General features: G+C 45.4%; 9 protein-coding genes and 2 tRNA genes. 7 read left to right on the forward strand and 4 right to left on the reverse strand.

Annotated features, from left to right (window positions below; translation table 11 throughout):
* Positions 1 to 16: 16 nt before the first annotated feature.
* Together Q0C15_RS04180 and Q0C15_RS04185 are read left to right on the forward strand one after the other, a co-directional pair.
* Positions 17 to 946: a 2-hydroxyacid dehydrogenase gene (locus Q0C15_RS04180; RefSeq protein WP_297216562.1), complete on the forward strand. Its 930-nt coding sequence runs from the start codon at positions 17 to 19 to the stop codon at positions 944 to 946.
* Positions 947 to 2,485, forward strand: a complete 1,539-nt coding sequence (locus Q0C15_RS04185; protein ID WP_297216564.1) for a thiamine pyrophosphate-binding protein — start codon at positions 947 to 949, stop codon at positions 2,483 to 2,485.
* An 18-nt stretch (positions 2,486 to 2,503) separates the two neighbouring features.
* Here the strand turns inward: Q0C15_RS04185 and Q0C15_RS04190 are convergent, their stop codons facing one another.
* A complete protein-coding gene (locus Q0C15_RS04190) occupies positions 2,504 to 3,457 on the reverse strand; it encodes a Gfo/Idh/MocA family oxidoreductase (RefSeq protein WP_297216567.1) in 954 nt (317 codons plus the stop codon).
* Between the two features lie 248 nt (positions 3,458 to 3,705).
* Between Q0C15_RS04190 and Q0C15_RS04195 the strand changes: the two genes are divergently transcribed.
* The 4 genes from Q0C15_RS04195 (at position 3,706) to Q0C15_RS04210 (ending at position 6,015) form a co-directional block, all read left to right on the forward strand.
* Positions 3,706 to 3,778 (forward strand) — tRNA-Asn (locus Q0C15_RS04195).
* 1 nt (position 3,779) lies between these two features.
* Positions 3,780 to 3,853: transfer RNA gene (locus Q0C15_RS04200), tRNA-Ile, on the forward strand.
* A gap of 497 nt (positions 3,854 to 4,350) precedes the next feature.
* Entirely contained in the window at positions 4,351 to 5,292 is a 942-nt protein-coding gene (locus tag Q0C15_RS04205) for a hypothetical protein (RefSeq protein ID WP_297216569.1), read from the forward strand.
* A 108-nt stretch (positions 5,293 to 5,400) separates the two neighbouring features.
* Positions 5,401 to 6,015, forward strand: a complete 615-nt coding sequence (locus Q0C15_RS04210) for a DUF998 domain-containing protein (protein WP_297216571.1) — start codon at positions 5,401 to 5,403, stop codon at positions 6,013 to 6,015.
* Positions 6,016 to 6,183: 168 nt separating this feature from the next.
* Here the strand turns inward: Q0C15_RS04210 and Q0C15_RS04215 are convergent, their stop codons facing one another.
* The 3 genes from Q0C15_RS04215 to lysA all read right to left on the reverse strand — a co-directional run bounded on the left by Q0C15_RS04215 (position 6,184) and on the right by lysA (position 11,662).
* Positions 6,184 to 6,918: a hypothetical protein gene (locus tag Q0C15_RS04215; protein ID WP_297216573.1), complete on the reverse strand. Its 735-nt coding sequence runs from the start codon at positions 6,916 to 6,918 to the stop codon at positions 6,184 to 6,186.
* Positions 6,915 to 10,337, reverse strand: coding sequence for a chromosome segregation protein SMC (gene smc, locus Q0C15_RS04220; protein ID WP_297216576.1), 3,423 nt, complete (start codon positions 10,335 to 10,337; stop codon positions 6,915 to 6,917). The genes Q0C15_RS04215 and smc overlap by 4 nt, the downstream gene beginning before the upstream one ends.
* Positions 10,338 to 10,456: 119 nt before the next feature.
* Positions 10,457 to 11,662 (reverse strand): diaminopimelate decarboxylase, encoded by a 1,206-nt coding sequence (gene lysA / locus Q0C15_RS04225; RefSeq protein ID WP_297216579.1) that lies wholly within the window; start codon positions 11,660 to 11,662, stop codon positions 10,457 to 10,459.
* Between the two features lie 223 nt (positions 11,663 to 11,885).
* Here lysA and Q0C15_RS04230 point away from each other — a divergent pair, with 223 nt between their 5' ends.
* Positions 11,886 to 13,658 carry an APC family permease gene (locus tag Q0C15_RS04230; RefSeq protein WP_297216582.1) on the forward strand — a complete coding sequence of 591 codons (1,773 nt, stop codon included), beginning with the start codon at positions 11,886 to 11,888 and terminating at the stop codon, positions 13,656 to 13,658.
* The last annotated feature ends 2 nt before the right edge of the window (positions 13,659 to 13,660 follow it).

Below are 13,660 nucleotides of genomic sequence, written 5' to 3' on the forward strand. Positions count from 1 at the left end.
TAAAACTTATTTAAATATGAAAATACTGGTAGTGGTACCGGAATTTCTTCCGTTGGATCAGATAAAAGCTGCCGTCTCAACGATATCCTCCGATCTTGATGTACGCAATGACACTAACTTCGAAAGAAGTGATGCAGAAATTCTCATCGTCACGACGTTCACCCCCGTAAACGCCGAACTTTTGAAAAAAATGCCAAGATTGAGATTCGTTCAGGTTGCGAGTATAGGATATGACAACGTAGATCTAAACGCCATGAAAGGAAACGGAATAATCGTTTCGAATATACCAACGGCTAGCGCTGACAGCGTTGCTGAGCATGCGCTCTCCATGGTACTGTCTTTGCTGAAGGATCAGAGATTTCTGGATTCGGAGATCCGGTCTGGCCGGTGGCCAAAGATAACGAGATCGACGGATCTTATGGGCAAGACGTTTGGCATCGTTGGAATGGGATCCATAGGCCGTGCGCTGGCATCCAGGCTTCTGCCGTTCAAAACAGCCATCATCTATTATGATATTAAGAGGATGAGCGAGGCTGAGGAGGAGGAATACGGTGCAACGTATGTCGATCTGAACAGATTGCTTTCCGATGCAGATATCGTTTCCGTTCATGTGCCACTTACCGAAACAACGAGACATCTCTTCAACAAGAGCAAATTCGATCTTATGAAGGACGGATCAATATTCATAAATACTTCAAGAGGTGAGGTCGTTGTGGAGAAGGACCTCATTGAGGCTATAAAGAAGAAAGGCTTAAGGGCGGGTCTTGACGTTTTCGAGACGGAACCGCCTGATCCCAAATCTGAACTTCTGAAGCTTGACAACACCATACTCTCACCGCACATAGCTGGCGTGACCATTGAAAGCCAGATGCGTTTCTTCAAGGAAACCATCGCAAACGTCATGCGCTACATGCAGGGATATGAACCAAACTTCAGGGTGGCCTGAATGAAGGGATACAAAATATTCGGGAATGTTCTCAGAGATTTGAAACTCTCACCGGTTCTGGGTAATCCTGGAACGACTGAACTACCCATGCTGAGAGACATCTCAAACTATGTGCTCACGCTTCATGACGGAATCGCGGTGGGCATGGCTGATGGGATCGCCCTTTGGACAAGGAAGCCTGTCCTCGTTAACCTGCACACAGATCTTGGATTGGGAAATGCCATGGCCTTTCTGATGACCGCAGCAAGGAACCACTCCCCCCTTATAGTCACAGCAGGACAGCAGGATCAGAGACATCTGGCCTACGAACCGCTTCTCTCCGGAAATCTGACGGAGATGGCCGATAACTTCGCAAAATACAGGACAGAGGTGAGAAAACCAGATGACATAGCCTATGAGATCAGAAAGGCCTATCAGATAGCTGAAGAACCGCCGAGGAGCCCTGTATTCCTTTCATTTCCCATGGACGTCATGGAGGCGGAAGGATCATACGTATACGAAGATGTCGCGAGATCGACTCACAATGTAATGGACGAAGACGATGTAATAGCGGTGGCAAACGCCATAAATGATGCCAAGAATCCTGCCGTGATCTTTGGATCTGAGATCGATGAATTCGATGCCTTCTCAGAAGCCATGGCCTTTGCGGAGAAACTTGGTTGTCCTGTCTATTCGGAGCCGTTGGGAAACAGATCGAGTTATCCCTCAGATGATCCGCATTACGCGGGAGAACTTTATCCTGCAGCAGCTCTTGTGGATCTGGATCTGATGCAGTACGATCTCCTTCTCTTTATAGGATCCGATCTCACGCTGTATCCTTATACTACGGATCTAATACTGCCCGGTAAGAGGAAGATAGTCATAGGCCTCAACAACAGACGAATGATAGGTGAAACGTATCGGGCGAATCCAAAGATATTCCTTGCGAGAATACTGGATCTTGTGCACAGAAAGTGCAATTTCAGACGTAGCAGGGACTATATGAAGCTCACGGACGCAGTCAGGGATAAAAAGAAGATGGGGCAGAAATACGTCTCATACAGGATATCGAAGTATTTCAGTGATTTTACCATGGTGGATGAAGCAATATCTGTTTCAGAAACACTCAGACATTACTTCGGATACAGGCCAAACGGTTACTTCACTGCAAGGAGCGGACAAATAGGATGGGCGCTGCCTGCATCTCTCGGCATAGCGATGTACAATCCAAAGGTTGTAACTGTGGTTGGTGATGGGTCTCTCATGTACTCCATACAGGCGCTGTGGACGGCGAAGCATTACGGAATACCACTCAAACTAATAGTTCTGGAAAATGGCGGATACAATATTCTGAGGAGCTATGCCATGTCCTATTTTCCGGAGATCAGTGATGCTGAATATCTCAGGCCAGAGATGGATATAGAGAGCATCGTATCATCGTATGGCATAGACGTGCGTATTGCCGATGCTGAGCTGAAGGAACTTGAGTGGCTGAGGTCAGGATCTGATCAGAAGGCTCTGATCGTGAAGATGGACAGATCCATCCCAAGCATGTTCTGATACATCCTCATAGAACAGTCATCTTTTGTACATTTCAAGAACAACATCAAGATTCCTGAGGGCATTTTCCGGTGGATATGGTACATCGATATCCTTCTCCACGCTTTCTATGAATCCACCAATTTCGGATTCATAGACGTCCTTCCATTCTACATTCAGCATCGTGCCGTTCAAAACTGGAGGATTGAGCACCGTGCGGATCTCGTCTGGTTTCATGAGGCTTGATCCTGCCATCTCATATATAGATCCATCTGTGCCTATGACCTCATACGCGGGAAGTCTAGGTGGATCCTGGTAGCTCCATGAATAGTAGAAAATGCCGTATGCACCGTTCCTGAATGTAAAAAGCGCAGCTGTATTGTCCTCGCCTTCCAGAGAGGTTCCGCCTTTATAGTTATGGCATGAAATATCCTTCCATTCTCCACCGAAGTCGAGGAAAAGTTCAAGAAAATGGACACCTCCGTCGATCAGAGATCCTCCCATCATCTCGCTTCTCCTGCTCCTCCAGCCCGGCGCATCGTATCTCTGCTGATCCCTGACGATGATGGTGCGTATAGATCCTATCTTACCATTTTCGATGGCCTCCATAGCCCTCTTGAACGAGGGATCGAAGAAGAACTGTTCCGCGACCATGAATTTCAGATTCCTCCTTTTGGACTGATTGATGAGTTTGATAGCCTCATCTATCCTCCCCGTTATTGGCTTCTCTATCAAAACATGCTTTCCGGCTTCAAGCGCCTTCATGGCTACTTCATAGTGAAGATTGTGAGGCAGTACTATGTCTACGATGTCGCTGTTGCCGCTGAGAGCCTCAGTCAAGTCAGAATAGGTACCACGTATACCATAATCCTTCCGGTACAAGTTAAGAACCTGATCATTTCTATCATATACTGAAAAATCAAAGCCAAGACGCCTGTAGGTTTCTGCGTGTACCTTTCCAAATCCGTTGCCTCCAACGAGAAGTATATTCATAACTCATAGGAGTATTATCTTATATATTATTCTTTATGCATAGATATATAGCGATAAGGCTGTATCTCAACGCATGATTTCGCTAGGCATAGTCCAGACCGCCTGCAAAAGCACATGGGGACAGCGTCATGTATAAATACGATGGATCTATAAAGTGTGGAACTAAGGCATGGGTTATTGATTGATGAGGCTTCAGACCCATAGTTTGACGAAAAAGTTAAAAGCAAAGTAGCTCTATCGGTCTTAGTGCCGCTGTAGCTCAGTTGGTAGAGCACTCGGCTGTTAACCGAGCGGTCATCGGTTCGAGACCGATCAGCGGCGTGGGGATGTAGCTCAGCTAGGCAGAGCGCCTGGCTCATAACCAGGTGGTCGTCGGTTCAAACCCGGCCATCCCCATACGGTTATAAGTTTAAGGATTCTTCATAGGCTATCATTTTTATTTACATCATTTATGGCCTTTCCAGAAGATTGAGAATATTTAATGATATGGCATTTTTGAAATAAATAGGATCGTTAAAATTGAATCAAGAAAACGATGTTGAATCATACAGGGGAAAGGAGACCTGATAATAGCGTGAGCAGCTATCGCTGTAGTTATTTCCACGTCAATCGATTTTTACGATATATACCCAATATAAAGGAAATGACAACATATCAAACCTATTTTTCAAATGGATCGATAAGCTTTCTAATTCTGCATACTTTTCCTAAGCTGATCCATATCAACGACGCTACAGTGATCTTTGAAGATGGATCATGCGAATTGCCTGATACTATACGAATAGGCTGAGGTTTGCTATCTCTGCAGGCATTAATTCAGATTAAATAAATGAATCTTCAAACAGCTATGCTATCCATAAGGAATTTAATATAGTAGAAATCAATAAATTATCATGCAGTTGATCGACATCGATCATGCACTGGATATGGATCTTGTGCTAAAACTGAGAGAGGATACGCCGTTCATAAAATCATCTGCAGATCTGGACTTCAGGATCCCGGTTATGATTCATAATATCGACGGAAAACTTATGATGAGTGCTTTTTTTCCAAAGTTCAAATCGGGAAAAAAGATCAACATCAATCTGAGCGCCTTCAATCCCATTGAGAAGGAAGATATGTACGTGGTCGACGAGAGGATAAACAACATCCATGGATATGAGATAATAAACGAGCTGATCAATGCGCCATCATGCGTTATGAGCAATGCTGATATCTTCAGAGGAGACCTGAATGTTTATCTCAGATTCCACAGTTCGAAAATTGAAAAGATTTCAGATCTGTTATCAAAATACATAATCCATGGCGATCATTCAAGAATCGAATATTTGGGTCCAACCATAGGCATTCAAGAAATGCTGGAGCGTTTGGACTCCGATTACGGTCTATCTGTCGTTTCATATGTTATGCCGCTGGGTGATGAGGAAAAGGAGATCGCCAAAGAATTATCATCAACACCATTCATAGGTGAGCTCAAGAACGATTCGGTTCAGAAGAACCGTATTGAAACGATCATATATATACAGAAATCCAGGTTGAACAGGCATTTCAGCCAGATACTGACTCCAATATCCGAGGAAAGCGGAATATTTGAAGCGATAATCGAGAGCAAGAACGTCTCGGAGATCAGGAGAATATCAAATAATCTGCATATACCTAGATTCAGATTTTTCTTCAAACTCTACAAAGATATGCTTGAGATAGATACATTCCTGCCTTCATCTTCGCTCTACGATTATTATACGGAGATATTCAAACTGGTGCAGAGGATTGATGATGGAATATATGTAAAATATATTTCTAAATACAATCAGGATATATGGAAATATATATGACAATTTCACATTCGATTAGATATATGTAAAGTAGTTAGTTAAATTATGATTTATACAAAAGGGAAATATTTATATTAACTTATATGAATACATTTTCGAATGAATACAATGAAAAATGAACAAATGCCTCCAGCCATTCTTGGCATAACCGGAATCGCAGGCCCAATAATAGCCATATCCTTCATTTTGATAGACGTCGGAGTGAGCCCTTGGTTCCTGTGGTCAAGAAATGCTCTCAGCGATCTTGGAGTACATCAGTACGGATATCTTTTCAACTCCGGCCTGATAGTAGAGGGCATACTCAACGTGTTCTTCGTGATATCTTTGAAGCGGATCGGCATAGCCAGATATGTGCAGGCAATGATGATCGCCTCTGGTCTGTCGCTCGCGATGGTTGGCGTGTTCAATGAGCACTTTGGCTACATCCACCTGTTATTCGCACTGATATATTTCATACTCTTCCCTGTCTCCATAATTATTGCCAGTGCTTCAGCTACACTTCCCGGATCCCTGAGGATCTATGGTATTGCAGGATCTGCCACGGCCATCGCTGTTATAATAGTTGGTATAGGTTTTGTCTTCCATTTCGTAACCATCAAGAACGTTGGTCTTGCTGTACCTGAATTCATTGAAGCCGTGATCCTTGCACTGTGGTCTATCTTCGCCGGTTTAGTTGTCTATGGAACCGACAAAAATAAAGTTTCTAACAGATCAGTATCCTGACGCAGCCTCATCTTCCACAGATCTTCGAATACATGGACAATCCCTTTTTCCTACAACTTGGTGAAACCTCGGCCATGAATAGCGAAAAAGAGATATCGTTTAATTGACCGACGGAGGCTATATATAGAACAGAAATTAATTAGCAGTACGCATCTGAGGCGAGACAAATCAAGATAATTTTCTTATGATCACATCACCCTCTGGATCGTCCTGTATCAGCTCTATACGGCCTTTATTATGCAGAAATAGCGAATATAAGAAGAATGAGGCCTGATCCCTTCTGGTGCTGCCCCATACCTTCGACATTGGCACTGTGTCCGATGGATAGGCATCGATTATGTCCATCACCCTGGCCATCTCGTCCTCGGGATTATCCCTGTTTAGCTTCTCTACGGAAAATGATACAGGCAGCGTCTTCTGCCTGGGTGAATGTTTCCTTGTGAGGTTCTGCCTTACCTCATCTATCACCTCAATAAGTGAAACTGGCCTCCTGACCGGCACTGATATCACAGGAGTCAGCTCAATCGGTTCTATCGACCTAGGCATATCCTGAACCTGGTCTTCTAGAAAGTCTGATTCCTCCTGCATATCATCCTTCACCGAGAGATCCGACTTCCTGTGTAAGACATACCATGCCTCCGCTAGAGCCTTGCCGGCAAACTGAAAATCAATGATCTCTCCCTCAGTGAACCTGATCATTATCTCCGAAAATTTGGTCAGATCAACATTCCATGGATCGATGAGTCCGTCTGCGCACATCTCAAGTATCTTGATCACGGCGGCTTTCGACGGATCCATGACCTTTCTGGATCTTATCGATCTCTCAAGATCCCTGTAATATTCGGCCTGATCCTCATCGGACGACTGGATAATGAGATCCTCTATGATCTCCTCGATATTCATGATACAGCCTCCAGCGAACCGTCAAAGTGCTTTATGAAAACGAACGATTCGCCATTCACGCTCGTAACGCCTATCGCGTTCGATGCATAGCTGAATACCAGGGATTTAAGCGATATTATTATGGTCTGAGACTCTCCGGCATTCTGGCTTATCATCTTTATCATATTCTCGGCGTTGTATCCGTCTAGATACATATCGACCTCATCCAGAAAGTATATGGAACTGGGCATGAGTATTTGAACCGCAGTTATGAAGGAAAGGGCAGCCACGCTTTTCTCCCCACCGCTGAGCGCCTGGATCTTTACCGTTGCCTTATCCTTCGGTGTTACGCTTACCTCTATTGACGATGTGAGCGGATCATCGCCCACCATCATGAGACTGGCTGAACCACCATTTATTATACCATAGACGTAGTTCATCTTCTCGCTTATCTCGGAAAACGTCTTCATGAAAACCTCGCGTTTTCTCTGGTTCAGCATTGCAGTTGTATCCTCGAGCGCCTTCTTCTCATTCATCAGCTGTTCGTGTTTCCTAATGTATTCTTCAAGATCCTTCTCGGCCTTATTGTATTCATCGTAGGCAGCATGATTTATCTCACCAAGATCAGACAATGCGTTCTCGATCTCCATTTTCATAGAAGACAGATCTCCAGAAACAAGATTTGCGCCCGTGTATGAGGACAGCGACTGATCGAGTGTCGATATGCGTTCCTCCAGAACGCTGATCTTGATCTTCAGTTCGTTTCTCATCTCGTTCTTCAATTCGACGCTGGCCCTGGTATCGTTGATCTTCCCCTCGATCTCCCTCATCTGCTTCTCCGCTTCCTTCATCTGCGCGGAAAGATCGCCGTACTTACCCTCAAGGTCGTTGAGGACATACTGGTATTTCTTCGCTTTCTCTTCGAACTCCTTCTTCTCCTTTACGGACTCTTCTATATCTGCAGTAATGGCATTTTCCTGAAGTTTCGTATCGACCATCTGATCCTCGGCATGCTTCCTCTCGCTGATCAGAATGTTCTTCGTGTTAATCGCCTTATTAAGATCGGAGTCTAGATTATCAAGTTCGGATCTCGCTGAGTTCAGATCTGCGGAGATGTCGCCCATCTTCTTGAAGAAATCCGGATCGACCCTATCATACAGATCGTTCAGGGCTTCCTGATATTTATGCAGGTCGCGTGTCTTATCGTCCATGAGGCGGGTATCATTTTCAACAGCTGATCTCTTCAGCTTCATCTCCTCATCGATCTTACTTATCTCAGCTATGATCTGCGAAAGCTCGTCTTTGGATCTTTCAACCTCCCTCTTGATCATCTCCTGCTCCTTCATGATCTCTCCGGATCTTCTTGATGCCTCGCTCATTTCGTTGAATGCCTGATCAAGTTCCCTCTTTATCCTTGATCTCTCCTCCGTAAGGGACGAAAGCTGCACCTTCATGCCCTCAAGTTCATGCTGTATTCTGGCTGCGGAGGCATAATCCGATGCATAGTTTCTGTAACCGCCCGTGATCGAACCGCCAGGATCGAATATATCACCATCCAGCGTGACCAGACGGAAGACACCCATCAATCTCCTTCCGGCATCGATATCCGCAACGAGTATGGTATCACGAAGGGCATAGTAAACGGCAGATCGGTACTCCTCCTCGAAATCAATGAAGTCCATCAATACGCCAAGATATCCAGGATCCTTTGATATCCTGCTAAGATCCCGATCCATGGAATTCTTCCGAAGTTTGTTGAGAGGTAAAAAGGTCATGGGAGATATCTTTCTCTCCTTGAGCAGATCGATGCATTCCTTCGCGACTTCATCATCCCTCACAACAACAGCATTGAGTCTCGATCCGCCGGCGCTTTCAACTGCTTTCACATATTTTTCACCATAAGATATGAGATCCCTGACCAGACCGATTACGCCATCCACGGACCGCTTCAGCATTTCAACGTTCTTCACATATTCCGGAACTCTGCTTGATGCTGTCCTCGCGGCAGCCTCCTTCTCAGCGATCTCACTCTTCAGATCGGATATCCGATCGTTCATCTGATCGTATTTAGCCTTGAGATCATAGTACTTTTTGCTGTATTTTCCTATATCCTCTGAAGATTCCTTTGCCTTCCATTCCGAGGTGCGGATCTTCAGATCAAGATCCTCCTTTCTCTCCTCCAGCCCAGATCTCTTCTGCATAAGTGCAGCTATATCTGCATTTGTCGAAGATATCCTGTCCCTGATACGTTCGATCTCAGACTCAAGATCCTCTATCTTTTCCTGGTACTCCTTTGATTTTTTGCGGGTCTCAGCCGCATCTATGGCCTTTGCCTGCGCCATGCTGAACAGATCATCGTATTCCTTTTTGATCCTTTCATATCTTTCTTCAAGCAATTTCCTTTTTTCCTTCTTCTCCTGGATCTGCGCATCCAGATCATCTATCTGTCTGTCCAGCCTATCCCTATCTCCTTCGTATTTTGCTATTATCTCCTCGAGCTTTTCGATATTCCTGTTCTTCTCCTCTATGGTGCCACGGATCTTGGCTATTTCAACCTCCACCGCGTGAAGATCCGTTTTGACCCTGTTCATTTCACCGCTGCTGAGTTCATCGATCCTCTTCGCAAATTCCTCCCTCTTCGATCTGGCAATTTCCAGGTTTTTCTCCAGATCTACACGTTCATTCTCCAGCCTTGATATATCTGCCGTAAGTTCTGATATCTGAGATTCTATGGTGCGTTTCTGCCTCTCCGCCGTGTTTCTCTGGGACGTTATCTCCGTATATTCTATATCGCGCTTCCTCTTCACAAGATAATCGTATCTTTCCTTGCGTTCCTTTTCCACACGCAGTCTCTCAAGATTCTGTTTCTTCTCCTCTATTATGCTCTGATTTATCTCCATATTTCTGCTGACGGCTTCGATGTCATCTCTGACCTTTTCTAACTCAGCATCAAACTGATCGACGCCAGATATCCTCTCCAGAAGCTTTCTGCGTTCCTGGCCAGTGTAAGATATGAAATCGTTTATATCTCCCTGGAGAACAAAGCTGTACGTCCCAAAATTGATGCCCATAGAGGCTAGTGCATCATCGATCTCAGACAGCTTCGACCTGACGCCGTTCACAAAGTAATAGGACTTCGGCTCATCCTCTATAACCAATTTGCGTTCTATCACCAGCGTTCGACCGTCGTCATTTTTGAATGTTACGGAAACGCTGCATTCATTTCCTGAACCCTTGCTCACGAGATCTGAGAGTCTGTCCGCCCTCACCGCATGTATCGATTTTGTACCAAGAACAAACAGAAGCATGTCGCCTATATTGCTCTTACCGCTTCCGTTGGGGCCGCTTATCACGTTGAGACCCTTAGTGAAATTTATCACCTTTTTCTTGCGGAAGGATTTAAAATTGTACGCTTCTATCCTCTCTATGTACGACGACAAGTCAGACCTCCTTATGACATTATCTTGAGACTATATAAATATTATGAAATCATTTTATTGCATTCATATGTTTTTCTCTGAATGCCTTTATTTCCATCTCACGGAGACACCACAGGATCTCATACAACCGCGGAGAGAAAGTCAGAAAAATCCTCTCTTCTCCGTATCAACCTATCAGTACCGTCCTCCATGATCATGGCCTCTGCAGGCCTCGGTCTGCCGTTGTATCTGGAGCTCATTGAATAAATATATGCCCCCGCGCACAGAACCATCAGCCTGTCGCCTTCCATGACCCTGTATGCTATTTGCCCTATGCGATCTGTATTCTCGCAGATCTGACCTGTAACGGTCATCTCTTCGCCTTCAGTCCTCTCCGACAGCGGCAGGATCATATGTCGCGCCCCGTACAGTGCTGGCCTTATGTTGATATTCATACCAATATCCGTACCCACAAAACCATTGTGAACATCGTTGACCGTACCAATTATGATGCCGGCGTCTCCCACAATATACCTTCCAGGCTCCAGCACAAGATGGCCAAATCCGTGCCTGGAAAATTCATCGGTCGTCATCGATCCAAGTGAAGCTATATCCAGATCCTTATCAGCGCTCGAATATGGAATTCCAAGACCCCCGCCTATATCGACAAATTCAAATTTTACTCCGGCCTCCTTTGATATCCTATCTGCAACCTTAAAAAAGCTAGAATAGGCTTCGTAAAGCTGCAGATGATTCCGGTTGTTCGATCCGATCATCATGTGTATTCCGAATTCTGAGGATCCGTCTTCCCTGGCCTTCTCATAGGCCAGGATGGCCGAATCAGGGTCCAACCCAAATTTGGTATTCGATCCGCCGGTTGTGATGCCACCGAACTCACCTAGGCCAAACCCTGGATTTATCCTGAAGGAGATCCTTTCCATCTTTCCACGCATCTTTGAATACTGCGTGAAGCTGTTGAAATTTATCGTGATGCCTCTGTCGTATGCAAACTCAAGATCGCGCAGAGAAGCGTTATTGGGGGAATACAGCATATTCCCCGTATCTATTCCTGCAAAGATCGACATTGAGATCTCGAATGGACTCGCCGTATCCGCCCCCGATCCCATGCCTCCAAGAAGCTCGATTATCCTCGGATTGTCATTTGCCTTCACAGAATAAAATATACTGGCCTCAGGAAACGCCTTTTTTAGTCTGGTAAAGTTATCCCTTATTCGCCTGGCCGAGTACACGATCACTGGTGTGCCGTATATATCCGCAATCCTGTTCAGCGATATACCGGAAATCGTGGATCTTGATCCATTATCAAATATATCGAAGACACCCATACTTCACCGACCATCCTGCTGACGGTATACAGATTTACAAGAAAAAGAATGCTTAAACATCGCTGATAGATCGACAATGATAATATAAAATCTTTGTGAACGGCTTCTAATTTGCATATAGTACATCCATGACCGACCTCTACCAGCACCTCATTCCATTCTCTATTACGAAATTCGTATGAGCAATTCGAAAATTTATATATGGCCATGATATTACGATAAGATGAATCAAGATACGAACTTCGTAAATGGAAAACTAAGAAGAAGTTTGGGCGTCTGGGATCTCTTCTTTCTTTCCATAACCGGAATGATAGGATCCGGATGGCTCTTCGCTGCGCTTGATGCTGCGGACTATGTTGGGCCTGCATCAATCTTCACCTGGCTGATCGCCGCGCTATTCTTCTTCATCATTGCGCTGACCTATGCCGAACTGTCGGGCATGATTCCGTATTCGGGTTCCATCGTGAGGTTCAACCAGTACTCACACGGATCCATGTCCAATTTTCTGATAGGGTGGGCCTACCTCATAGGCGCGGTGTCTACGGTCACCGTTGAGGCCATATCCGTTGTGACTTACACGTCCACATATATGCCCCAGTTTTACAACAGCAGCCTCGGCGTTCTGACTCCACTGGGCATCCTTGTATCGATAGTGCTGATAGCATTCTTCTTCTTCGTTCAGTTCATAGGCGTCAACGTCTATGGCAGGATCAACACCATAATGACTGCATGGAAGCTTGCAATACCCATCATAACCATAGCCCTCATAATGTCCCTATCCTTCAATCCCAGGAACTTCTATGTTGCACATGGCTTCCTACCCTACGGGTCATCCGCCATATTTGCGGCGCTGATACCCAGCGGCGTTGTTTATGCATTTGAGGGGTTCAGGCAGGGAATAGAGTATGCCGGCGAGGCTAAGAATCCGCAGAGAGACGTACCAATAAGTCTGATAGCCGCAATGCTTGCGACCATAGGTATATACGTTGCGCTGGAGATAGCCTTCATAGGATCAATAAAATGGGGTATCATCGGCATAAGCCCTGGCGACTGGTCTGCACTTAGTAAATCCTCATGGGCATCAGGACCGTTCTACTATGCAACCCGTTATTCCGGCGTGGCCATACTTTCAGTCTTCGCAGTGGTCATTCTGATAGACGCATTCATATCCCCATTCGCATCTCTTGGCGTCTACGAAGGCACGTCCGCCAGATCGTTTTACGGAATGGCAAGGCTGAACGTCATACCGGAATTCTTCGGTTCCATACATCCAAAGTTCAGAACACCATGGGTTGGACTGATATTTACACTGATACTGTCAACGCTGTTTCTCGCACCGTTTCCCAGCTGGTATCTGATCGTAGGAATCAATGCATCGTTCACAGTCTACGCATATCTATCTGCCGGCATAACCAACACGGTCATAAGGAAGAATGCACCTGACATCAACAGGCCCTTCAAACTTCCGTTCGCGTCAATACTTAGTCCGGTGGCCTTCACCGTCGCATCCATGCTCGTCTACTGGTCCGGCTTTTCCATAGTGGATTTCCTAATACTGATCGTGTACGCCGGGTTGCCTTTGATACTCCTGAGCAAATTCAGGGAGAAGATCAACCTGACGATGATGAACTCGATCTTGATATCCGCCGTATACTGGATCCTGATTGCGGTCATAGGATACTTCGGGTACACCGGCAGGCTGCCCTTCGTATACTACTGGCCCTTGCTTTCTGCGGTACCTTCAGCCACGTTCCTGTACGCATATGTTCGATCGAGATCGGTGGAGATCGTGTCGTCGGTATGGGTCATCGTTTACAACATAATCCTTGGAATCGTATCCTATTACGGATCACTGGGCACAAACGTCATAGGATACCCATACGATTACCTGATCTTCGCAGTACTGAGCATTGGAATATACTACCTTGCAGTTCGCACCGGATACAACACGGAGGATCTGAAGAATCTGGTCGCTTACGGCCCAGTGGCCGAGTGACC

The sequence above is a fragment of the Thermoplasma sp. genome (assembly GCF_023256435.1).
In the GTDB taxonomy this organism is placed as follows: Archaea; Thermoplasmatota; Thermoplasmata; order Thermoplasmatales; family Thermoplasmataceae; genus Thermoplasma.

Coding starts and splice junctions, on each gene's coding strand:
- Q0C15_RS04190 (WP_297216567.1), bottom strand. CDS start 3,457: ATGAATATACTTCTCGTTGGAGGCAACGGATTTGGAAAGGTACACGCA.
- lysA (WP_297216579.1), bottom strand. CDS start 11,662: ATGGGTGTCTTCGATATATTTGATAATGGATCAAGATCCACGATTTCC.
- Q0C15_RS04210 (WP_297216571.1), top strand. CDS start 5,401: ATGAAAAATGAACAAATGCCTCCAGCCATTCTTGGCATAACCGGAATC.
- Q0C15_RS04215 (WP_297216573.1), bottom strand. CDS start 6,918: ATGAATATCGAGGAGATCATAGAGGATCTCATTATCCAGTCGTCCGAT.
- Q0C15_RS04180 (WP_297216562.1), top strand. CDS start 17: ATGAAAATACTGGTAGTGGTACCGGAATTTCTTCCGTTGGATCAGATA.
- Q0C15_RS04205 (WP_297216569.1), top strand. CDS start 4,351: ATGCAGTTGATCGACATCGATCATGCACTGGATATGGATCTTGTGCTA.
- Q0C15_RS04185 (WP_297216564.1), top strand. CDS start 947: ATGAAGGGATACAAAATATTCGGGAATGTTCTCAGAGATTTGAAACTC.
- Q0C15_RS04230 (WP_297216582.1), top strand. CDS start 11,886: ATGAATCAAGATACGAACTTCGTAAATGGAAAACTAAGAAGAAGTTTG.